This is a genomic window from Streptomyces sp. NPDC053474 (assembly GCF_044544845.1).
GTDB lineage: Bacteria > Actinomycetota > Actinomycetes > Streptomycetales > Streptomycetaceae > Streptomyces.
Window position 1 is genome coordinate 70624 of sequence record NZ_JBITXV010000015.1, and the last position, 24073, is coordinate 94696.

At 73.3% G+C, this 24073-nt stretch carries 6 protein-coding genes; 3 read left to right on the forward strand and 3 right to left on the reverse strand.

Going from position 1 to position 24073, the window contains the following annotated elements; all coding sequences use genetic code 11:
- Window positions 1-78: 78 nt before the first annotated feature.
- Complete coding sequence (locus tag ACIG3E_RS30965) at window positions 79-15315, reverse strand: type I polyketide synthase (protein WP_399622873.1); 15237 nt, start codon at window positions 15313-15315, stop codon at window positions 79-81.
- A gap of 308 nt (window positions 15316-15623) precedes the next feature.
- On the opposite strand from ACIG3E_RS30965, the gene ACIG3E_RS30970 reads away from it, so the two are divergent.
- Together ACIG3E_RS30970 and ACIG3E_RS30975 are read left to right on the forward strand one after the other, a co-directional pair.
- On the forward strand, window positions 15624-16568 hold the full coding sequence (locus tag ACIG3E_RS30970) for an ABC transporter ATP-binding protein (RefSeq protein ID WP_399622874.1): 945 nt from the start codon (window positions 15624-15626) through the stop codon (window positions 16566-16568).
- Window positions 16565-17380 carry an ABC transporter permease gene (locus ACIG3E_RS30975; protein WP_242726766.1) on the forward strand — a complete coding sequence of 272 codons (816 nt, stop codon included), beginning with the start codon at window positions 16565-16567 and terminating at the stop codon, window positions 17378-17380. The genes ACIG3E_RS30970 and ACIG3E_RS30975 overlap by 4 nt, the downstream gene beginning before the upstream one ends.
- Window positions 17381-17463: 83 nt before the next feature.
- Here ACIG3E_RS30975 and ACIG3E_RS30980 read toward each other — a convergent pair whose 3' ends face one another.
- The gene (locus tag ACIG3E_RS30980) at window positions 17464-19092 is read right to left on the reverse strand and encodes a flavin monoamine oxidase family protein (RefSeq protein ID WP_399622875.1); all 1629 of its coding nucleotides are present in this window, start codon (window positions 19090-19092) and stop codon (window positions 17464-17466) included.
- A gap of 561 nt (window positions 19093-19653) precedes the next feature.
- Here ACIG3E_RS30980 and ACIG3E_RS30985 point away from each other — a divergent pair.
- Window positions 19654-20400: a hypothetical protein gene (locus ACIG3E_RS30985; RefSeq protein WP_399622876.1), complete on the forward strand. Its 747-nt coding sequence runs from the start codon at window positions 19654-19656 to the stop codon at window positions 20398-20400.
- Window positions 20401-20505: 105 nt separating this feature from the next.
- Here ACIG3E_RS30985 and ACIG3E_RS30990 read toward each other — a convergent pair whose 3' ends face one another.
- The gene (locus ACIG3E_RS30990) at window positions 20506-23355 is read right to left on the reverse strand and encodes an AAA family ATPase (RefSeq protein ID WP_399622877.1); all 2850 of its coding nucleotides are present in this window, start codon (window positions 23353-23355) and stop codon (window positions 20506-20508) included.
- Between the last annotated feature and the right edge of the window lie 718 nt (window positions 23356-24073).

Genomic DNA, 24073 nt, shown 5'->3' on the forward strand with positions numbered 1-24073 from the left:
GGGGAGAGTAGGGCAACAACCCCTACCCTCCCCCTACGGGCCCCTTTACGAATTTCCGCGCATTACCGCGAAGCGCGGTCAGGAAACGCCGAGTTCATTGTCGATGAAGTCGAACATGTCATCGTCGTCGGCGTCCTCCAGCTTCTCCGCGATACCGGCCGCGTCGGCCTCGCCCTGCTCCCCGGCGTCCAGCTTGCCGAGCAGGGCCCGCAGCCTGCCGCGTACCTCCGTCCGCTGGTCGTCCGCCAGCGGGCCCGCTGCCAGGGCCGCTTCCAGGCCCGCGAGCTCGGCGGCGAGCCCGCCGGGGCGCGGCCCCTCGGCCCCGTCCGCCGTGCCGCCGTCGCGGGGCAGGGCCTCGCCCAGGTGGGCGGCGAGCGCGGCGGGCGACGGGTAGTCGAAGATGAGCGTCGCCGGGAGCCGCAGTCCGGAAAGGGAGTTCAGCCTATTCCGGAGTTCCACCGCGGTGAGCGAGTCGACCCCCAGTTCAAGGAATCCGCGGGTGGCGCCTATCGCCTCGGGCCCGGAATGCCCGAGCACCGTCGCCACATTACCGCGTACCGCGTCGAGCAGGGCCCGCTCCCGGTCCGCTCCGGAAAGCCCCGCCAATTCCCGGACGAGCGCGGGCCCGGCGGCGTTCGCCTCCGCCGCGCCGCCGGAGCGGGCGAGCGCCCTGCCCACCCGGCGGGCCGGGGTGCGCACGAGGTCGGAGAACACGGGCTGTACGCCGTCGGGTCCTGCGGAGGCGCGCAGGGACGCGGTGTCCAGGTGCAGCGGCACGAGCACGGCGGGCGCGTCGGGCCCGGTCAGGGCGACGGCGGTGTCCAGGAGCGCCAGGCCCTCGCGCGTGGACAGCGGGGCGACGCCGCCGCGCGCCATGCGCCGGAGGTCCGCGTCACCGAGGGCCTCCGTCATCTCGCTCTCCTGCGCCCATACACCCCAGGCGAGCGAGGCCGCCGGGAGGCTCTGAGCGCGGCGTACGGCGGCCAGGGCGTCGAGGAAGCTGTTGGCGGCCGCGTAGTTGGCCTGGCCCGGGCTGCCGAGGACTCCTGCGGCGGAGGAGAACAGGACGAAGGCCGACAGGTCCAGGCCTGCGGTCAGCTCGTGCAGGTGCAGCGCCGCGTCCACCTTCGGACGCAGCACGGCGTTCACGCGCTCCGGGGTCAGGGCGGTGACCACGCCGTCGTCCAGGACGCCCGCCACGTGCACGACGGCCGACAGGTCCGCGCCGCGCTCGTCGAGCAGCGCGGCCACGGCGTCCCGGTCGGCCACGTCGCACGCGGCGACCGTGACCTTCGTGCCGAGGGCCTGGAGTTCGTCGCGCAGTTCACCGGCACCGGCCGCCGCCTCTCCCCTGCGGGAGACGAGGAGCAGGTCGCGCACGCCGTGGCGCTCGGCCAGGTGCCGTGTCACCAGGCGGCCGAGGCCGCCGAAGGCGCCCGTCACGAGGACGGAGCCCTCGCCCCACGGCGCGGCGTCGGTACCGGCCGGGGCGGCGGTGGTCTTCGTCAGCCGGGGCACTCGTACGGAGCCGTCCCTGACCGCTGCTTCCGGCTCGCCCGACGCCAGTACGGCACCGAGCGTGGCCGCGTCGGTGTCCACATCGGTGCCCGTGTCGGTGTCCACCAGGACGAAGCGCCCCGGGTGTTCGACCTGCGCGGACCGCACGAGACCCCACACGGCCGCGCCCGAGGGGTCGAGGACCTCTTCGGTGCCGTCGGCGGGGACCGCGCCCCGCGTCACGACGACGAGCCGCGCGGACGCGTACCGCTCGTCGGCCAGCCAGTCCTGCACCACGCCCAGCGCCTCGGCCAGCCGCGCCGACACCGCCTCGGGCCGCAGCTCACCAGCGGAGACACCGCCGTGCCACACCACGGCCTCCGGCACGTCACCACCGGCGGCCACTGCCTCGTACGAGACGTACGAAAGCGGCTCGCCGGGCGGCGTCAGGGCCTGCGGCCGCCACTCCACGTGGAACATCGAGTCGCTCACCGCCCCGCCGCCGAGCTGCTCGGCCGAGACCGGGCGCGACACCAGCGAGTCGACGGTGGCGACCGCCTGGCCGCTCTGGTCCGCGAGGGTCAGGGACACGGCGTCCGTGCCCGCCGCGGCCAGCCGGACGCGGACCGTCGCGGCGCCCGCCCGGTGTAGCTGGACCCCGCTCCAGGCGAACGGCAGGCCGAGGCCCTGGCGCTCCTCGCCGAGCAGCAGGGTGGAGTGCAGGGCGGCGTCGAGGACGGCGGGGTGCAGCCCGAACGCCGTGGCGTCCGCCGCCTGCTCCTGCGGGAGCGCGACCTCGGCGAACACCTCGTCGCCGCGCCGCCAGGCGGCACGCAGCCCCTGGAACACCGGGCCGTAGCCGTACCCCGTCTCGGCGAGCCGGTCGTAGAGCGAGGCCGCGTCGTCGATCGGCTCCGCGTCGCGCGGCGGCCAGACGGTGAGGCCCTCGGGCTCCGCCTCGCCGTCCACGGCGGCCAGGAAGCCGGACGCGTGCCGCGTCCAGGGCCCTTCGGGGTCCTGCTCGTCGCGGGAGTGCACGCTCACCGGGAAGCGCCCGTCGGCGTCCTCGGCGCCCACGCCGACCTGGAGCTGTACGGCACCACGCTCCGGCAGCACCAGCGGGGCCGCCAGCGTCAGTTCCTCAAGGACGCCGCAGCCGACCTCGTCACCGGCCCGCACGGCCAGCTCCACGAACGCCGTACCCGGCAGCAACACCCGGCCCGCCACCGCGTGATCCGCCAGCCACGGATGCGTCGCCAGCGAAAGCCGCCCGGCCAGCAGGTACCCGTCACCACCGGCCAGCGGCACCGCCGCCCCCAGGAGCGGGTGCCCCGCCGCAACCAGACCGGTCGCCGCCATGTCCCCCGGCACGCCGACGGCCGCACGCGGCCAGTACGTCCGGCGCTGGAAGGCATACGTCGGCAGGTCGACCCGGCGACGCGCCCCGGCCGGGGCGTACAGCGGCGCCCAGTCGACCTCGACGCCGCGCACGTGCAGCTGCGCCAGGGCGGCCAGGAAGGTGTCCGGCTCCGCGCGATCCTTGCGGACGGCCGCGACGAGCCCTGCCTGGTCCTCCGGCTCGGTGACGGTGTCGTGCGCCATGGCCGTGAGCACCGCGTCGGGGCCCAGCTCCAGGAACGTCGAGACACCCTGCCCCTGAAGCGCCTTCACGCCGTCGTGGAAACGGACCGCCTCACGGATGTGACGGACCCAGTACTCCGGGTCCTTCAGCTCTGCGGGCTCCGCCAGTTCACCGGTGAGATTGGAGACCACCGGCAGCGTCGGCTCCTGATACGTCAACTGCTGCGCCACGCGCCGGAAGTCGTCCAGGACGGGCTCCATCAGAGGCGAGTGGAAGGCGTGGCTGACCTTCAGCCACTTCACCTTCCGGCCCTGGCCGCGCAGCGTCTGCTCCAGGCCATCGAGAGCGGCACGCTCGCCGGACAGCACGACCTGGGACGGCCCGTTCACAGCCGCTACGCCGACGCGGTCCGCGAGGCCTTCGAGCAGCGGCAGGACATCCGATTCCGGCACCCGCACGGCCAGCATCGCGCCACCCTCGGGCAGGGCCTGCATCAACCGTCCACGCGCCGCGACCAGTTGAGCCGCATCCTCCAGAGACCACAGCCCAGCCACGTACGCGGCAGCCAGCTCACCGATCGAATGCCCGCCGACAATCTCCGGACGTACACCGAAGGACTCCGCGAGACGGTAGAGCGCGACCTCGACGGCGAACAACGCGGGCTGGGCGTAGCCGGTCTGCTCAAGGAGGTCCGCGTCCGTACCAAACATCACGCTCTGGAGCGAACGTTCTATCCACTGGTCAATATGGGAGCACACCTCATCCAGGGCATCCGCGAACACCGGGAACGTCTCGTACAACTCACGGCCCATCCCGATCCGCTGACTGCCCTGACCGGTGAAGACCACACCGAGGCGGCCCTCGACCACCGACCCGGGCACGAGTGCTCCGAGGCCGGTCAGGAACTCCTCCCGCTCCCGACCGAAAACCACCGCCCGATGCTCGTGCACCGCACGGCCCGACAGCAGCGACCAGCCCACGTCGACCGGGTCAAGGCCTTCGTCGGCCTCAACGTAATCCCGGAGGCGCTCGGCCTGCGCCCGCAGGGCTTCCTCGCTACGGCCCGACACCAGCCACGGCACGGCCGTCACCGGCGCGACCGACTCCACGACCTCAGCGGGCTCCTCGACCGGCGCCTGCTCCACGATCACATGGGCGTTGGTACCGCTGACACCGAACGACGAGACGCCCGCGCGACGCGGCGCGTCCCCGCGCCCGGCCCACTCACGGGCCTCCGTCAGAAGCTCGACAGCACCCACCGACCAGTCCACGTGCGAGCTGGGCCGGTCCACGTGGAGCGTCTGCGGCAGGACGCCCTCACGCAGGGCGAGGACCATCTTGATGACGCCCGCGACACCGGCGGCCGCCTGAGTGTGGCCGATGTTCGACTTGATGGAGCCCAGCCACAGGGGCCGCTCGGCCGGGCGCTCCTGACCGTAGGTAGCGAGGAGGGCCTGCGCCTCGATGGGGTCGCCGAGGGCCGTGCCGGTGCCGTGGGCCTCCACCGCGTCCACGTCGCTGGCGGAAAGCCCGGCGTTGGCGAGGGCCGCGCGGATGACCCGCTGCTGCGACGGCCCGTTCGGGGCGGTCAGGCCGTTGCTCGCGCCATCCTGGTTCACGGCGGAACCACGGACGACCGCCAAGACCCGGTGGCCCTTGCGACGGGCGTCCGACAGGCGCTCCAGGAGCAGCAGGCCCACACCTTCGCCCCAGCCGGTACCGTCCGCCGCCTCCGCGAACGCCTTGCAACGGCCGTCGGCGGCCAAGCCACGCTGGCGGCTGAACTCGATGAACGTGTCCGGCGTGGACATCACCGTGACACCGCCCGCCAGGGCCATGTCGCACTCGCCCTGGCGCAGCGCCTGCGCCGCCAGGTGCAGGGCCACCAGCGAGGACGAGCAGGCGGTGTCGACCGTCACCGCCGGGCCTTCGAGCCCGAACGCGTACGACACGCGGCCGGAGACGACGCTCGCCGCGTTGCCGGTGCCGAGGTAGCCCTCGCCGCCGTCGGGGGCGGCGCGCAGGACGTGCTCGTAGTCCTGGCCGTTGGTGCCGGAGAAGACGCCGGTGCGGCTGCCGCGCAGGGTCGCAGGGTCGATGCCCGCCCGTTCGAAGGCCTCCCACGCGGTCTCCAGGAGGAGCCGCTGCTGCGGGTCCATGGTGAGCGCCTCGCGCGGCGAGATGCCGAAGAAGTCCGCGTCGAACTCGGCCATGTCGTGGAGGAAGCCGCCCTCGCGGACGTAGCTGGTTCCGGGGTGGTCGGGGTCGGGGTGGTAGAGCTCCGCCACGTTCCAGCCGCGGTCGTCGGGCATGTCGCCCATGGCGTCCCTGCCGTCGCGCAGCAGCCGCCACAGGTCCTCGGGTGAACGGACGCCGCCGGGGAAGCGGCAGCTCATCGACACGATCGCGATCGGGTCGCCGTCGTCCGGCGCGCCCGCTCCCGCCGGGGCTGCGGTCGGGGCGTCTGCGGGCGCGAGGCCGCCGAGGAGTTCGCCGCGCAGGTACTGGGCGAGGGCGGCCGGGGTCGGGTGGTCGAAGATGAGCGTCGCCGGGAGGTGGAGTCCGCTGGCGGCGCCGACGAGGTTGCGCAGCTCGACCGCCGTGAGCGAGTCGAAGCCCAGGTCCTTGAAGGGGCGGGCGGCGTCCACGGACTTGCCCGCCGGGTAGCCGAGGACGGTGGCCACGCGGTCGCGCACGAGGTCGAGGACCGCCCGCTCCCGCTCCGCCTCGGGAAGGGCCGCGAGTCGCTCCGCGAGCGAGGCCGTGGAGCGGTCACCGGCCCGCTCCGGCCCCCGCTTTCCGGACGGTTCAGCTGGTTCGGCCGGGAGGAGCTGGTCGAACAGGTGGCAGGGGCGCGCCGTCGCGTAGCCGGGCGCGTACTCCTCCCAGACGACGTCGGCGAGGGTGACCGCCGCCGCGCCGCCCGGGGTCGCCGTGGCCGCGAGTGCGGCGGCCATGGCGGCGACGGCGAGGTCCGGCTCCATCGCGGGCATGCCGCTGTCGCGTACGCGCTGCTCCACCACACCGCCGTCGGCCGCCATGCCGCCGCCCGCCCACGGGCCCCAGGCCAGGGACAGGGCGGGCAGGCCGAGGTCGCGGCGGTGTGCGGCGAAGGCGTCCAGGAAGGCGTTGGCCGCCGCGTAGTTGCCCTGTCCGCCGATGCCCATCGAGCCCGCGACGGACGCGAACAGGACGAAGGCGGTGAGGTGTTCGCTGTCGCGCGTCAGCTCGTGCAGATTCACGGCCGCCTGGACCTTGGGCCGGAAGACGGTGGCGAACCGCTCGGCCGTCAGGCCGTCCAGGACGCCGTCGTCGAGGACCCCTGCCGTGTGGAACACGCCGGTCAGCGGCGCGCTCTCCGGGATCTCCGCGAGAAGCCGCGCCAGCGCGTCACGATCGGCCACGTCACAGGCGGCGATCGTGACCTCGGCCCCCAACTCCTCCAGCTCCGCCCGGAGTTCGGCCGCACCAGGCGCGTCCGCACCCCGGCGGCTGGTCAGGACGAGGTGCCGGGCCCCCTGGGAGGCGAGCCAGCGCGCCACGTGACCGCCGAGGGCACCCGTGCCACCCGTGACGAGGGCCGTGCCGCTCGGCGTCCACTCCCCCGCCGGGGCGTCACCGGCCACCGTGCGCACGAGGCGGCGTACGAACACTCCCGAGCCGCGCACCGCGAGCTGGTCCTCGCCCGTGGCCGCGCCGACGGCGTCGGCGAGCCGCAGCCGCGCCCGCTCGTCGGGGAGCGGCGGCAGGTCGACGAGGCCGCCCCAGCGCTGCGGCTGCTCAAGGGCGGCGACCCGGCCCATGCCCCACACGAGCGCCTGGCGCGGCGCCGTCAGGCGGTCGGAGCGGCCGGTGGCCACCGCGCCGCACGTGGCGGCCCACAGCGGTGCCGCCACGTCGGCGTCGCCCAGGGCCTGGAGCAGGGCGAGCACCCCTTCGAGCCCGACGGGCACGGTCGGGTGCGTGGAACCCTCGCTGTCGTCGAGAGCGAGCAGCGACAGGACGCCCAATGGCCGCGCCGACTCGCCCTGTCCGTCGAGGAGTTCACGCAGCTTTCGGCCCAGCGCCTCGCGGTCGGCCTCGTCCGGGGCGACCGCGATCCGGGTCACGCGTGCGCCGCGCTCCTCCAGACCGGCGACCGCCGCCGCCACCCAGGGGTACGCGTCCTCGTCGGCGGGTACGACCACCCACCACGCGCCGTCGAAGGCCGCCGGGGCGAGGCCGGTCAGCGGCTTCCACGCCTCCTGGTACCGCCACCGCGCGACCGTGGAGGTCTCGCGCCGCTGCCGCCGCCACGACGAAAGGACCGGAAGCACCTCGCCCAGCGCCCCGCCGTCGGCACCGCCGCCCAGCTCGGCACTCAACGACTCCAGGTCCTCCCGCTCCACGGCCTCCCAGAACCGCGCCTCCACCTCATCGGGGGCGACCCCGCCCACTCCGGCGCCGGTGACCGCGAACTCCGTGAGATCCAGCCAGTAGTGGTCACGCTGGAAGGCGTACGTGGGCAGCTCGACGCGGCGCCGGGACTCGACCGGGGCGTAGACCGGGGTCCAGTCGACGCTGATGCCGCGTACGTGCAGCTGCGCGAGGGCCCTCAGGAACGTGTCGGCCTCCGAGCGGCCCTTGCGGACAGCCGCGACCAAGCCCGCCTGCTCGGTGGGCTCAGTGAGCGTGTCGTGGGCCATCGCGGTGAGCACCGCGTCGGGGCCCAGCTCCAGGAGGGTCGAGACGCCCTGCCCTGCCAGTGCCTTCACGCCGTCGTGGAAGCGGACCGCTTCACGGATGTGACGGACCCAGTACTTGGGGTCCTTCAGCTCTGCGGGCTCCGCCAGTTCACCGGTGAGATTGGAGACGACCGGCAGGACGGGGTCTTGGTACGTCAGCTTGGCCGCGACCTTACGGAAGTCATCCAGCGCCGGGTCCATCAGGGGCGAGTGGAAGGCGTGACTGACCTTCAACCACTTCACCTTCCGGCCCTGATCGCGCAGGGTCTGCTCCAGGCCTTCGAGAGCCGCGCGGTCACCGGAGAGCACCAGCTGAGCGGGGCCGTTCACCGCCGCCACACCCACACTGTCTGACAGCAGCGGCAGCACATCGGCTTCCGTGGCCTGCACGGCCAGCATCGCCCCGCCCTCGGGCAGCGCCTGCATCAAACGGCCACGTGCCGCGACCAGTTGAGCCGCATCCTCCAGGGACCACAGCCCCGCCACATACGCCGCAGCCAGCTCACCGATCGAATGCCCGCCGACAATCTCCGGGCGTACGCCGAAGGACTCGGCGAGACGGTAGAGCGCGACCTCGACGGCGAACAGCGCGGGCTGGGCGTAACCGGTCTGCTCCAGCAGGTCCGCGTCCGCACCGAACATCACGCTCTGGAGCGAACGTTCTATCCACTGGTCAATATGGGAGCACACCTCGTCCAAAGCATCCGCGAACACCGGGAACGTCTCGTACAACTCACGGCCCATCCCGATCCGCTGACTGCCCTGACCGGTGAAGACCACGCCGAGGCGGCCCTCGACCACCGACCCGGGCACGAGCGCTTCGAGGCCGGACAGGAACTCCTCCCGCTCCCGACCGAAAACCACCGCCCGGTGCTCGTGCACCGCACGCCCCGACAGCAGCGACCAGCCCACGTCGACCGGGTCAAGGCCTTCGTCGCCCTCAACGTAATCCCGAAGGCGCTCGGCCTGCGCCCGCAAGGCCTCCTCGCTACGGCCCGACACCAGCCACGGCACGGCCGTCACCGGCGCGACCGACTCCACGACCTCAGCGGGCTCCTCGACCGGCGCCTGCTCCACGATCACGTGCGCGTTCGTGCCGCTCACGCCGAACGACGAGATACCCGCGCGGCGCGGCGCGTCCCCGCGCTCGGCCCACGAACGGGCCTCCGTCAGAAGCTCGACCGCGCCCGCCGACCAGTCCACGTGCGAGCTGGGCCGGTCCACGTGCAGGGTCGGCGGCAGGACGCCCTCACGCATCGCCATCACCATCTTGATGACACCGGCGACACCGGCAGCGGCCTGGGTGTGACCGATGTTGGACTTCACCGAGCCCAGCCACAGCGGCCGGTCCTCGGGGCGCTCCCGCCCGTAGGTGGCGAGGAGGGCCTGGGCCTCGATCGGGTCGCCCAGGGTCGTGCCCGTGCCGTGGGCCTCCACCGCGTCCACGTCGCTGGCGGAAAGCCCGGCGTTGGCGAGGGCCGCGCGGATGACCCGCTGCTGCGACGGGCCGTTCGGGGCGGTCAGGCCGTTGCTCGCGCCATCCTGGTTCACGGCGGAACCGCGTACGACCGCCAGGACCTCATGCCCCTTGCGGCGGGCGTCCGACAGGCGCTCCAGGAGCAGCAGGCCCACGCCCTCGCCCCAGCCCGTGCCGTCCGCCGCCTCCGCGAACGCCTTGCAACGGCCGTCGGTGGCGAGGCCGCGCTGGCGGCTGAACTGGACGAAGGTGTCCGGTGACGCCATCACCGTGACGCCGCCCGCCAGGGCCATGTCGCACTCGCCCTGGCGCAGCGCCTGCGCCGCGAGGTGCAGGGCGACCAGGGAGGCCGAGCAGGCGGTGTCGACCGTCACCGCTGGGCCTTCGAGCCCGAACGCGTACGACAGACGGCCCGACATGACGCTCACGGCGTTGCCGGTGAGGACGTGGCTCTCGATGTCCTGGGGGACGGCGGCCATGCGGGAGATGTAGTCGTCGCCGTTGGAGCCGACGAAGACGCCCGCGCGGGTGCCGCGCAGCGTCGTCGGGTCGATGCCCGCGCGCTCGAACAGCTCCCAGGAGGTCTCCATGAGCTGGCGCTGCTGCGGGTCCATGGCGAGGGCCTCGCGCGGGGAGATGCCGAAGAAGTCAGCGTCGAACTCGCCGGCGTCCGACAGGAACCCGCCCTCGCGGACGTAGCTCTTGCCCGCCCGGTCGGGGTCGGGGTCGTAGAGTTCCGCGAGGTCCCAGCCGCGGTCGGCGGGGAACTCGCCCATGGCGTCGCGGCCGTCGGCGACGAGCCGCCACAGGTCCTCGGGCGAGCGGACGTCGCCGGGGAAGCGGCAGCTCATCGAGACGATCGCGATGGGGTCGCCGTCCGCGTCTGCGGCGGTGGCCACCGGTGCGGGTGCGCCATCGGTCTCCGGTGTGGCGCCGAAGGCCTCCTCGCCCAAGTAGGCGGCGAGGGAGGTGGAGTTGGGGTAGTCGAATACCAGCGAGGCGGGCAGGCGCAGGCCGGTGGCGGCCTGGACGCGGTTGCGCAGCTCGACGGCGGTGAGCGAGTCGAAGCCGAGCTCGCGGAAGGCGCGGCCCGGGTCGACGGCCTCGGGTGAGGAGTGGCCGAGGACGGCGGCCGCCTGGGTACGCACGAAGGTGAGGAGGGCGGTGCCGCGCTCGGCGCCGGGGAGCGGGGCGAGCCGCCGGATCCAGTCGGGGCCCGTGGCGGCGTGGCCCGCGGTCGCCTCCGGGGCAGCCGGGTCGGCGGACCGCTGCCGTACTTCGGGGAGGGTGTCGAAGAGCCGGTTGGGGCGGGCCGCGAGGAAGCCGGGCAGGAAGGTGTCCCAGTCGACGGCGGCGACGAGGACGGTGGCGTCGCCGCGTTCGACGGCGTCCCGCAGGGCGGCGACGGCCGGTGCGGGCGGCATCGGCGGCATGCCGTCGCGGCGCGAGCGGTCGGCGCGCACCGCCGTGTCGGCGAGCCCGGCGCCGTCCCAGGTGCCCCAGGCGACGGAGGTGGCGGGCAGGCCGTCGGCGCGGCGCTGCTCGGCGAGCGCGTCGAGGTAGGCGTTGGCTGCCGCGTAGTTGGCCTGGCCCGCGTTGCCGAGGGCGCCGGACGCCGAGGAGTAGAGGACGAACGCGTCCAGGTCGAGGTCGCGGGTGAGGTCGTGCAGGGCGGTGGCCGCCGGGGACTTGGGGCGCAGTACGCCGTCGAGGCGCTCGGGGGTGAGCGCGTCGACGACGCCGTCGTCGAGGACGCCCGCCGTGTGGATCACGGCCGTGAGGGGGGTGTCGGCGGGGATGCCGTCCAGGAGCCGGGCGAGCGCGTCGCGGTCGGCGACGTCGCAGGCCGCGACGGTGACCTCGGCTCCCAACTCCACAAGCTCCGCCTGGAGTTCGGCGGCGCCGGGCGCGTCGGGGCCGCGGCGGCTGGTGAGGACGAGGCGGTCGGCGCCCTCGCGGGCCAGCCAGCGCGCCACGTGGCCGCCCAGGGCGCCCGTGCCGCCGGTGACGAGGACGGTGCCGCGCGGGGTCCAGCGGGTGTCGCGGGTGAGGTCGGCGCCGGTCGCCTCGCCCCGGACGAGGCGGCGTGCGAAGACCCCGGAGCCGCGCACGGCGAGCTGGTCCTCCTCGCCTCCGTCGCGGGCGGCGGCGAGGATCGCGGCGAGCCGGGTGCCCGCCCGCGCGTCGTGGTCGCGGGGCAGGTCGATGAGCCCGCCCCAGCGGTCGGGGTGTTCGAGGGCGACGACGCGGCCGAGGCCCCACAGGTGGGCCTGGAGGGGGTGGTCGAGGCGGTCGCTGCGCCCCGTCGAGACGGCCCCCCTGGTCAGGGCCCACAGCCGTGCCGTGGCGCCGGTGTCGCCGAGGGCCTGCACCAGGGCGAGGGTGCCCGCGACACCGGCAGGTACGGCCTCGTGCCCGTCGAGGGGGGACTCGTCGAGGCCGAGCAGCGAGACGACGCCGACGGGTTCGGGCGCGCCGCCGTCCGCCGCCCGGCGCAGCAGCTCCGCCAGGTGTGCGCGCGTCGCCTCGCCGGTGGGCAGGCTGAGGACGACGGGTTCGGCTCCGGCCGCCGTCAGCGCCTCGGTGACGCCGGTCGCCCACGGGTGCGCGCGGGCGCTGTCGGGCAGGACGACGAGCCAGGGCCCGGTCAGGCGGGCGGGCGGCAGGGTGGCGCCGGGCAGGGGCTGCCAGGTGGCGCGGTAGCGCCAGGCGTCGATGGTGGAGCGTTCGCGGCGCTGGCGCCGCCATGCGGAGAGGCCGGGCAGGACCTCGCTGAGGGCGCCCTGCGCCACGTCGCCGAGGGTGGCGGACAGTTCGTCGACGTCCTCGCGCTCCACGGCCTCCCAGAAGAGGGCTTCGGCCTCGTCCGTGGCGGCGGCGAGCGGTGTGCTGCCGTCGGTCCGCTCCTCGGTCAGCCAGTAGTGGCGGCGCTGGAAGGGGTACGTGGGCAGGTCCACGACGGTGCGCTGGCCGGGCAGGAGGGCCCGCCAGTCGAGTTCGGCGCCGTGGGCGTGGGCTTCGGCGAGCGAGGCGGCGAGGCGGTCGGCGCCGCCTTCGTCGCGGCGGAGGGAGCCGAGGGTGGCGGCCTGGCTGTCGGTCGCGTCGATGGTGGCCTGGACGGGGACGGTGAGGACCGGGTGGGGGCTCATCTCCAGGAACAGGCCGTGGCCCTCGGCGAGGAGGCCGCGGGTGGCGTGCTCGAAGAGGACGGTCTGGCGCAGGTTGCGGTACCAGTAGCCGCCGTCCATGGGGACATCCAGCCATGAACCAGTCAGCGTCGAGTACAGCGGCACGTCGGGCGTGCGGGGCGCGACCGGGGCGAGGACCCGCTCCAGGTGCTCCTCGATGGCTTCGACGTGCGCGGAGTGCGAGGCGTAGTCGACGGGAATGGTGCGGGCGCGGATGTCGCGGGCCACGCACTGCGCGACCAGCTCCTCCAGGGCCGCCGCGGCGCCGGAGACCACGACGTGCGCGGGGCCGTTGACCGCCGCCACGGACAGGTCGTCGCCCCACTGGGCGAGGATCTCGCGCACCTGCCGCTCGGGCAGCGGTACGGAGACCATGCCGCCGAGGCCGGAGAGTTCGACGATGGCCTGGCTGCGCAGGGCCACCACCCAGGCGGCGTCCTCCAGGGACAGCGCGCCCGCGACGCACGCGGCGGCGATCTCGCCCTGGCTGTGGCCGACCACGGCGGCGGGCTCGACCCCCGCCGCGCGCCACACGGCGGCGAGGGAGACCATCACGGCGAACAGGACGGGCTGGACCACGTCGACGCGGTCGAAGTTCCCGCCGTCCAGCTCGTCGAACAGGTCCCAGTCCACGAACGGGCCCAGGGCGTCGGCGCACTCCCGCATGCGCGCGGCGAACACCGGTGAGTCGTCGAGGAGTTCACGGGCCATCCCGGCCCACTGCGAGCCCTGGCCGGGGAAGACGAACACCGGGCGGGCCGCCCCGGGGACGGCGCGGCCGGTGACCGCGCCCCCGGCCACGAGGTCCCCGTCCGCGAGGCGTTCGAGCCCCGCGAGGACCTCGTCGCGGTCGCGGCCGAGGACGACGCCGCGGCGCTCGAAGCGCGAGCGGGTGACGGCGAGGGACCAGGCCACGTCGAGCGGTTCGAGGCCGGGCCGGGCGAGCAGGTGCGCGTGCAGCCGGGCCGCCTGGGCCCGCAGCGCGTCCTCGGACTTCGCCGACAGGGCCAGCGGCACGCGGCCGGAGATCACCGAGGGCACACCGGAGCCACCGGTCGGACCGCTCCCGTCCGACGGGCCGCTCCCGTCCGGCTCGGTGCCGTTCTCGGCAGGCGACGGCGCCTGCTCCAGGATCAGGTGCGCGTTCGTGCCGCTCATGCCGAACGACGAGACGCCCGCGCGCCGCGGCCCGTCCGGGCGCTCGGGCCACTCCCGGGCCTCCGTGAGGAGTTCGACGGCGCCCGCCGACCAGTCCACGTGGCGGCTCGGCTCGTCGACGTGCAGGGTCTTCGGCAGGACGCCCTGGTGCATGGCCTGCACCATCTTGATGACACCGGCGACACCGGCGGCGGCCTGCGTGTGGCCCACGTTGGACTTCAGCGAGCCGAGCCACAGGGGCCGGTCCTCCGGCCGGTCCTTGCCGTACGTGGCGATGAGGGCCTGCGCCTCGATGGGGTCGCCCAGGGTGGTGCCCGTGCCGTGGGCCTCGACCGCGTCCACGTCGGCGGCGGCGAGGCCCGCGTCGGCGAGGGCGGCGCGGATGACGCGCTGCTGGGAGGGCCCATTGGGGGCGGTCAGGCCGTTGCTGGCACCGTCCTGGTTGACGGCGGAGCCGCGTACGACGGCGAGGACCTTGTGGCCGTTGCGCCGCGCGTCGGAGAGGCGCTCCAGGACGAGCATGCCGACGCCCTCGCCCCACGCCGTGCCGTCCGCGCCCTGCGCGAACGGCTTGCAGCGGCCGTCGGGCGCGAGGCCGCGCTGGCGGCTGAAGGCCAGGAAGGAGCCGGGCGACGCCATGACCACGACGCCGCCCGCGAGGGCGAGCGCGCACTCGCCCTGGCGCAGCGCCTGGACGGCCAGGTGCAGCGCGACCAGGGAGGAGGAGCAGGCGGTGTCGACCGTCATGGTCGGGCCCTGGAGGCCGAGGGTGTAGGCGATGCGGCCGGAGGCGACGCTGGCGGCGGCGCCGGTGACGAGATAGCCCTCCAGGCCGTCACCGGCGTCGCTGAGGCGGGGCCCGTACTCCTGGGTCTCGGCGCCGACGAACACGCCGGTGCCGGAGTCGCGCAGCGACGCGGGGTCGATGCCCGCGCGCTCCAGGGCCTCCCAGGACGCTTCGAGCAGCAGGCGCTGCTGCGGGTCCGTGGCGAGGGCCTCGCGGGGCGAGAGGCCGAAGAAGTCGGCGTCGAACTCGCCCGCGTCGTGCAGGAAGCCGCCCTCGCGGACGTACGAGGTGCCGGGTCGGTCGGGGTCGGCGTCGTACAGGGCGGAGAGGTCCCAACCGCGGTCGGCGGGGAAGCCGGAGATGGCGTCCACCTCGTCGGCGACGAGCCGCCAGAGCTCTTCGGGGGTCTCGACGCCGCCGGGCAGGCGGCAGCTCATGGCGACGATGGCGACGGGCTCGTCGTCGGCGCGGCGGGCCGCGGGGACGTAGCCGTCGTCGGCGCTGTCGAACAGCTCGGCGCGCAGATGGCGGGCGAGCGCGTCGGCGGTGGGGTAGTCGAAGACGGCGGTGACGGGCAGCTTGAGGCCGGTGGCCCGCTGGAGGCGGCGGTGCAGCTCCACCGCGGTCAGCGAGTCGAGGCCCAGGTCGAGGAAGGGGCGGGACAGATCGGCGGAGGGGCGCTCGCCGTCGGCGCCGCCGAGGACCGCCACGACTTCCCCGGTGACGACGGCGCGCAGCCGCCGCTCCTGCTCCGCGCGCGGGCGGCCTTCGAGGGCGGCGCGCAGTTCCGCCGCCGGGTGGGAGGCGTCGCCCGCGGCGGGGGCCGCCGCGCGGGAAGCGTCTTCCGGGTGCGGCCGGGCCTCCGGGTGAGAATGGGCTGCGATTTCCTCGAAGTCGCTCATTGTTCCACTCCGTAGCACCGGCCGTGATGGCTTTCAAAATTGCCTGACTGTCGGTCGGGGAATGACCTCGACCGTGTACGCGGGGCAAACGCAGGGAGTGCGCTCCGGAAATCAATCTGCGTATTCCTGACCGCACTTCAGATAAATTTGCCCACAATACCGTTGCACGGTAACAGCGCGCCGCCGCGAGCCCCACCCCTAATAACCCCCTACGGGGCCGTGGGGCCGGGCAGATACAGGGGTGTTCGGGATTCCCGCCCGCCTCTAGGGTCAGCAGCGTGGAATACGCTGTCCGGGTTGAGAATCTGGTGAAACAGTACGCGGCCACCGCACGCCGCGTGGTCGACGGTCTGAGCTTCGAGGTGCACCGGGGTGAGGTCTTCGGCCTGCTCGGTCCCAACGGCGCGGGCAAGAGCACGACGGTGGGCATGATGACCACCCGGGTGCGGCCCACGTCGGGCGAGGTCCTGATCGACGGCGTGGACGTCGTCGCACGGCCGAGAGAGGCGAAGCGGGTGCTCGCGGTGGTGCCGCAGCGCAACAACCTCGACCGCTCGCTCTCGGTGCGGCAGAACCTGCTCTTCCACGCCACCTACCACGGCATCCCGCGTGCCGAGCGGCGGCGCAGGGCCGATGAGCTCCTGGAGCAGATGGGCCTGGCCGACTACCGCAAGTCGAAGGTCGACGACATGTCCGGCGGGCAGGTGCAGCGCGTGATGATCGCGCGGGCGCTGATCCACCGGCCGAGCGTGCTGTTCCTCGACGAGCCCGCGACCGGACTCGACCCGCAGGCACGCCTTTTCGTGCACGAGCGGGTCGCGGAGCTCGCCGAGCGCGGCGTGACGGTGGTCGTCACCACCCACGACATGGACGAGGCCGCCAAGCTCTGCGACCGCGTCGGCATCGTGGACCGGGGCACCCTGCTCGCCCTCGACACCCCCGAGGGCCTGGGCACGCTGCTGCCCGCGCACTCGACGCTCGCCCTGACGGTGCGCTCCGCGCAGGGACCGGCGCCGGTGGCCAAGCTGCTCGCCGACCTGCCGGGGGTGCGCCAGGTCGACGAGGCCGACCCGGAGGCGCCGCCCGCGGACGCCTGCCGGTTCCGCATCTACACGGACACCGAGCCGGTCGAGGCGCTGCAGCCGGCGCTCGCCGCGCTCACCGAACGGGACTACCGGGTCACGGATGTCGGCATCGGAAAGGTCTCCCTGGAAGACGTTTTCCTCCACCTCACCGGAAAGAATCTGCGATGACTGCGACGACTGCGACAGCTTCGACGACTCAGGCTTCGCGGCCCTCGCGCCAGATACACACCTTCCGCGCCATCATGTGGCGGGATGTGTTCGTCGCCCTGCGCCAGTTCCCCACGTTCATCGGCCAGGCCATCATCCAGCCGTTCTTCACGCTGTTCGTGTTCGGCGTGCTGCTGAGCGACGCGGGCTATGTGGACGGCGACTACAGCTCCGTCCTGCTGCCCGGTGTGCTCGCCCTGAACGGATTCCTCGGCGGCATGCAGAACACGGCGCTGCCGCTCGTCGTGGACTTCTCGTACACGCGTGAGATCGAGGACCGGCTCCTTTCGCCCATCTCGCTGCGTCTGGTGGCCGTGGAGAAGATCCTCTTCGGTGCGCTGTACGGATTCGTGGCGTCGCTGATGATGACGCCGGTCGGCATGGTGCTCCTGGATCTGTCGTGGCCGATCAGCCGGACGGTGCCCGCTCTCGGGATCGCCGCGCTCGGCGCGCTCGCGGGGGCGTCGATCGGCCTGTGCCTGGGGACGTCCGTGAACAGCGACAAGGTGGACGTGATGTTCACGCTCGTCCTGATGCCACTGCTGTTCACGGGCTCGACGCAGTTCCCGCTCGTGGCGCTGGACGAGGTCCGCTGGTTCCAGGTGATCTGCGGCGCCAACCCGCTGTCGTACGCCAGTGAGGGCATGCGGGCCGTGACGTCGCCGAACGTGGAGCACGTACCGCTGCCGATCACGCTGATCGTGCTCGTCGGCTCGATCGCGCTGTTCGCGGCGATCGGCATCCGCGGCTTCCTGCGGCGCGCCCAGTCGTAGCCGTAGCGCCCCGAGCGCACACGGAACAAGGGCCCCGGAGCGGATGCTCCGGGGCCCTTCGCGTGCCGTGGCGGCCGTGGCCGTCAGTCCTCGGGCAGGTCGATCGGCGCGAGCGAGGCGAACAGGTCGCCGGGGCCGGGGTTCAGCGGCTGGGTGGCGCCGCCGAGGTGGCGAAGGACGCCCCAGTAGGCGTTGAGGCCGGTCGTGACGGCGCCCTCGGCGAAGCCCGCGGTCCAGGAGACGTCGTCGCCCGCGAGGAAGAAGCCACGCTGGCCTTGTGTGAGGCCGTCCTGCATGAAGTGGGTGAACAGGCGCCGCTGGTAGCGGTAGTGGCCCGGCAGGTTCGCCTTGAAGGCGCCCTGGAAGTGGGGGTCGGTCTCCCAGGTCACCGTGCGGGGCGGCGCGATGACGCGGGAGCGGATGTCGACGTCCGGGTAGATGGCGGCGAGGGCGTCGAGGACGCCCTCCAGGCGCTCCTCGGCGGTCAGCGGGGCCATCTTCAGGGAGTCGTCGTTCCAGGTGTACGACAGGCACATGACGCCGGGGCGCTCGGGTCCCTCGTCGAAGAGGTAGACGCCCCGGGGCATGCGGTCGGTGAGGGTCGTGCTCATCACCTCGCGGCCGGTGCGCGGGTCGCGCTCGCGCCAGAAGGGGCGGTCGACGAGGACGAAGAGCTTGGACGATCCCATGTAGTGGCTGCGCTCCACGGCCGTCCACACGGGGGTGGGCAGCAGCGCGCGGTCGCAGCGGACGTTGGTGACCAGGGTCCGCTTCTGCGGGGTGAAGACGGCCACCGGGTAGGTGTGGGCGGTGCCGTCGTGCTCGTGGACGGTGATGCCGCGCGGGCCGCGCTCCAGGCGGGCGACGCCGCCGCGGGGGCCGCCGCGGTGCAGCGACTCCAGGGACGTTCCGGCAGGCCAGTGCGCGAGGTCGGCGGGGGCGTGCGACCACAGGCGCAGCGGCAGTTGCTGGGAGCCGCCGACGACGAGCTGGTGGTCGTCCTCCGCGCCGGTGTAGACGACGCGCAGGATCTCCAGGATGGAGTTGGGGAAGTCGGTGTCCCAGCCGCCCGCGCCGAAGCCGACCTGGCCGAATATCTCGCGGTACTTGAAGGACTGGAAAGCGGGCGAGCGGGCGATGAAGCCGTAGAAGGACTGGTCGTCGAGGGCGCGTACCAGCGGGTTCCAGATGGCTTTGATGGCGGCGGTGTCGCGGCGGCGGATCGCGTCGTCCATGGCGAACAGCTCGGCGTGCTCCTGCAGGGCCTTGTCCCAGGCCATGCCGACTTCCTGGTAGACGTCGGGGAGTTCGCCCGCGTGCCGGGCGTAGTGCCGGTCGTCGCCGAGGGCGACGACGGTGGAGCCGCTGGCCTCGGTGAGCGGGTTGGGGAAGGGCCGGGTGCGCAGGCCGACGAGGTCCATGTAGTGGCGCAGGGCCGTCGCCGACGCGGGGAAGCGCATGGCGCCGAGTTCGGCCACGGCGTCCGGGCGGCTTTCGAAGGCGGCGGAGCGCATGCGCCCGCCGACCGGACCCGCCTCGTGGACGACGGGCCGCAGCCCTAGACGCATCAGCTCGTACGCGGTGACGAGGCCCGAAATCCCCGCCCCGATCACGGCGACGGGCGTGCCGAACTCCGCCGCCGGAATTTCGCCGAGGCCGTGCGGACTCGCGAGCCATTCGTCGTAAGCGAAGGGAAAGTCCGGGCCCAGCATGGTTATGGAATCTGCTGTTCCGAGACGCGAACTGCCGTTGAGGGCAACCAACGGATACTCCTCTGACCGTGGTGGAGGCCGGCCCGGCGGACGTTCCAGACGGCCGCGGGGGGGGGAGCCGGGCTGCGGCAGCAGGAGGAAGGTCCGCGATCAGCACGGCCCGTGACCCTGCCCCACGGGGGCCGGTCGGGCCCGCGAATCGCCTCCGATACACGGCACGTCTGACGGTGCCCTTGATTATCTCGGTGCCTTCGGGGGACGGAGAAACCCCTCAACATCCCCTTACGGCTCCTAGACGCACAGCGTCGGCACACCCGGAACCGCGCGCGGTCACTGTTGCGTTCACGCTCGGAGCACAGTAACGCGCTCCCGAACGAGGGTTCTCAAGGGGCACGAAATGTTGCACGGGACGCAATGAGTACTTTAGTAGCGCGGCTTCGATCCTGAAGACTGTACGAAAGTCAGGGGCTGCCTTGAAATGATCTATGGTGGCCGCATCACACGCCCGGATCAGTTCCCGCGTGCCGAATTGTTCAACAATCACTATCCAGAGGAGGCCTCATGCAGCCAGGGCCGGACAGCCGAAGGTTCGCGGTGCACGACCACCGTCCGGGCGCCGCGCCCGACGGAGCCCGGCTGGCGCCGATGGCCCTGGAGGTGCGGCGCGCGGACGGCGCCGGGACGCCCCCGCACGAAGGGGCGCCCGGCCACGAGCGCCTGCTGCGGGTCGAGCGCCACGCGTGCCTCGCGGTCGTCTCGGACGACGACTCGGCGGACCGCTTCCTGGACCGGCTGCTCGACGACGGCGGTCCGGACCGCCGGGTGACCGTGCACGGTGTGGACGCCCGGACCGATCCCGATGCCCTGCGACGCCTCGTCGGGGTGGTCCCCGCGGGCATGCCGTTGCCCGAAGTGCCCGTCCACGATGCCCTGATGGCCGCCGGTCTGCGCCATGGTCTGCCCCCGGAGACCGCCGCCGGGCGCGCGACGGACTTAGCGGAAGCCCTGGGCCTGCGGGCCGTGGAGCACACGTCCGTGGCCCGGCTCACACCGGGCCAGCGCTCGCGCACCGCGGTCGGCTGCGCCCTGTCGCACGTGCCGAGGCTGCTGTTGCTGTGCCGCCCCCTGGACGACGTGGACGAGGTGTCGGAGACGATCCTCCACCGGGTCATTCGCCGTTACGCGGCGTCGACCGGGACCGTGGTGTTCTCCTCTTCCTCCAGGGAGGTGGCACGGCGCATGACGGACCGTCTGCTCATGGTCTGTGACGGGCAGGTGCGCCGCGGCTGTCTGCCGACCGCCCGCTGACGGAGCTCCGCACCCTCGCGCCCACCGGGGCGCCGAGCGCGGCCGCCCCCCCCCACTGGTGGTCATCAGCGGTCAGCACAACGTTGTCAGAACGCCACGGGCGGCTCAGCACGCCGTGTCCGCCAGCAGATCGTGCGGGAGATCCTTGCGGCGGGAGACGTTCAACTTCCGGTAGACCCGCGTCAGATGCTGTTCGACCGTACTGACGGTGATGAACAGCTTGCGCGCTATCTCGCGGTTGCTGTGCCCGAACGACGCCAGGGACGCCACGCGCCGCTCCGCGTCGGTCAGCTCCTCCGCCGGGCAGGCCTCGTCGCCCCGCGCCGGGCGCTCCGCCGCGCCCGCCTCGCCGTCGCCGTACGGCAGCAGCTGTTCGCACAGCGCCTCCGCCCGCGCGTCCCGCGCGATGCGCCACGCCCGCCGCGCCATCATCCGCGCCTGGCCCAGGTCGCCCAGGGCGTGATGGGAACGGCTCAGCGCCCCCAGGGCCCTGACCAGCTCAAGGCGGTCCTCGCACTTCTCCAGTTCCTCGATCGCCTCGTGCAGCGCGTGGTGGTGCCGCCGCAGGCCGGACACCTCGGCGAGCACGCGCAGCGTCTGGGCTCGGGTGCGGGACTGCCCGGGGCCGCACTTGGCCAGCTGCTCCCTGACGAGCCGCTCGGCCTCGGCCTCGCCGCCCGTGCGCAGGTGCATCTCCGCGGCCGCCGACCGCCACGGCACCAGCGCCGGCTGGTCGATGCCCCAGCGGGTCATCAGCTCGCCGCAGGTGAGGAAGTCGTCGAGGGCCGGACGCACCCGCCCCATGGCGGCGTACAGCTGGCCGCGCGCGTAGCTGAGCTCCAGGCCGTAGCGGGTCTCCGGCAGGCCCTCGGGGATGTGGTGGTCGAGATAGGCCATGGCCTGCTCGTACTGGCCCATCGCGGTGTGCGCCGAGACCAGGGTGGCCAGGATCGAGCCGATGCCGACGCCCCAGCCCTGGGGCGAGATCCACGACAGGGCGGTGAGCGCGTACCGGACGGCGTCCGGCGCGTGGCCCTGGCGCAGGGCGATGGTCGCCCTGACCGCGGACAGCGGCGCCTGCCAGCCCGGCCCGCCGAGCCGGGTGGCCTCGCGAAGGAGCGCGTCGCACCAGTGCGCGGCCCGGCCGAGCCGGTCGCAGTAGATGAGGACCGACAGGGCGGCGGTGAGCGTCTCCAGGGTGGCGTCGCTCAGCCGGGTGCCCTGCAGGACGGTCTCGGCGAGGTCGGCGGCGTGCGGGTCCACGCCGCGGGACAGGACGGCGTTCAGGGCGGCGCCGACGCGGCCGCGGGCGTCGCAGCCCGGTGTGGTCAGGACGTCCCAGGTGTTGTGCGGGGCGGGCCAGTTGTCGGCGCCGACGCGCTCGCGCAGCGTGGGGTAGGTGGTGCGCACCGCGCCGGACGCCAGATAGCCGCTGACGGCGGAGGCGCCCTCGTAGGCGACCTGGCCCTTGCGGGCGACCTCGGCGGCCTCGTCGAACCTGCCCTGCCACAGCAGGCCCGAGATCAGCACGGGCACGGCCTGCTCGGCGAGCCAGCCCTCGTCGAAGGCGGCGCGCAGCGCGCCCAGGTGCGGTCCGAGGGTCGAGGGGCGCACCCGCCAGGCGAGGCGGGCCAGTTCGGCGAGGATCTCGCTGCGCCGCTCCCCGCGCGGGCAGCTCTCGTCGGCCAGGTGCAGGCAGGCGATGGCGAGCGAGACGTCCTCGTCGCGCCGGGCGCGGGTGGCCGTCTCCCACAGCACGTCGAGGGACTCGGCGCCCTCGACCTCGCCGGTGGCGACGATGTGCCGGGCCACGACGGGCGGTTCGGCACCGTGTTGGCGCAGCAGCACGGCCGCGCGCCGGTGCAGGCCGATGCGGTCCTCGCGCGCCAGGTCGTCGAGCACGGCGGTCCGCGCCAGGGGGTGGCGGAAGGCGCCCTCGTCGGTGAGGCCCGCCGCCGCGAGCGTGCGCAGGCCGCGCGCGACGGTCTCGCGGTCGAGGTCGAGCAGGTCGGCGAGCGTCGCCTCGGACGCGGCGTCGTCCAGGACCGCGATGCCGCGGGCCACGGCCAGGACGGCGTCCTCGCCCCGGTGCAGGCAGCTGAGCACGGACTGCCGGTAGGCGTCGCCCGCGGGCACGGTGCGCCCGGTGGGCAGGGCGTTGTCGGCGCCGGACTCGGCGGCCCGCTGGTCGTGGTCGAGCGGCCCGTGCGCGAGCAGGTCGTGGATCAGGGCGCGCACCAGGAGGGGGTTGCCGCCGCTGAGCCGGTGGACGTCGGGCGCGAGGCCGTGCGCCGCGGCCTCGTCGAGGTGCGCGCGCAGCAGCTCCGCCGTGCCGGACTCGCCGAGGGTGGTGAGCCGCAGCTGGGTCAGGCGGGGGTGGCGCAGCAGTTCCGCGCTGAACATGGGCCGTTCGGCGTGCGGCCCGGTCCGCAGGCCGAGGACGATCACGACGGGCTTGGCCCGCAACTCCCGCATGGCGTACTGCAGGCACTGGAGGGAGGGGATGTCGGCGTACTGGACGTCGTCCACGAGGACGGCCAGCGGTCCGCCGCGGGCCAGGGCCCGCAGGGCCATGGTCAGGGACCGCATCACATGGGCGCGTACGTGCTCCTCGCGCTCGCTGTCGGGGTCGCGGAGCATGGCGGTGAACTTGGCGTCGTCGAGCAGCCGCGCCACGCGCGCGGTCGCTCCGGCGTCCTGCTCCGCCACCTGGTCGGCGTGGAGGAGCAGTTGGCCGAAGACCGCCATGGGCGTGGTGCGCTCGGCTCGTAAACCCGTCGCCTTGAGCACGGTCAGGCCTCGCGCCTCCGCCTCGTCGGCGACGCTGTTCAGCAACTCGCTCTTGCCGGTGGCCACCGGGCCTCTTATCAACACAACACGGGAAGGCCGCTCCGCGCTGTTCTCCAGAACGTCCTCCAAGAGAGCCCACTCATCGACTCGCTCGACCAGGCTCATAGTGCGGTTTCCTCCCCGTAAGAAATTATCGCAAACTGCACTGGGCGCCTTATTCGCATATCGCACTCATCTAAGTTGCCTCAGGAGCCTGAAGCAGGATACCAGGGCATATTCCAAATATCTCCGCCGGGGCTCTTGGGGCACTCAGTCAACAACACAACTATGACTGAAACTTGACGGCGAGGTAGCCCCGAAAGAAGTGAGCCCACCCCCCAAATCCACGATGACTCGCAACGTTCAGCCCTCCCCACTCCGGCCATGTCTGTGATATAGGCCCGGGTGACCGGCCGGATGCATGCGGAACTCTCAACTCCAATTGTGAGAAAGGAGAAGGCTCAACTGGCCATGGCGCTATCCCCCCGTACCCATCGCGCCACACTGTCCGGAAACATGCCTGGCCACAGCCCACATGAGCGCTCACCCCCGACCGGCCCGGCACACCCGGTGCTACCCCCCGGGGGCTTCGCCCCGCAGGTCGCCGCTCCGTGATCCCCCGTCGCCCCGGCTACCCAAAGCGCGGCGGCGCACACCGATGTGACGGTCCATCGGCAGTCGGCCATCCGCGGCTCCGCCACGACAGGCGTTAAGAACGCGTTAGGCAAACGCGTCCACTGGCACACCAACGGAGCCCCTCCCCAGCGGAAACCAAAAACAATCCAGCGGTAATCCGACGGCAAAATTCCCTGTGAAAATTCCTGGGACGCGACCGACCCGAACG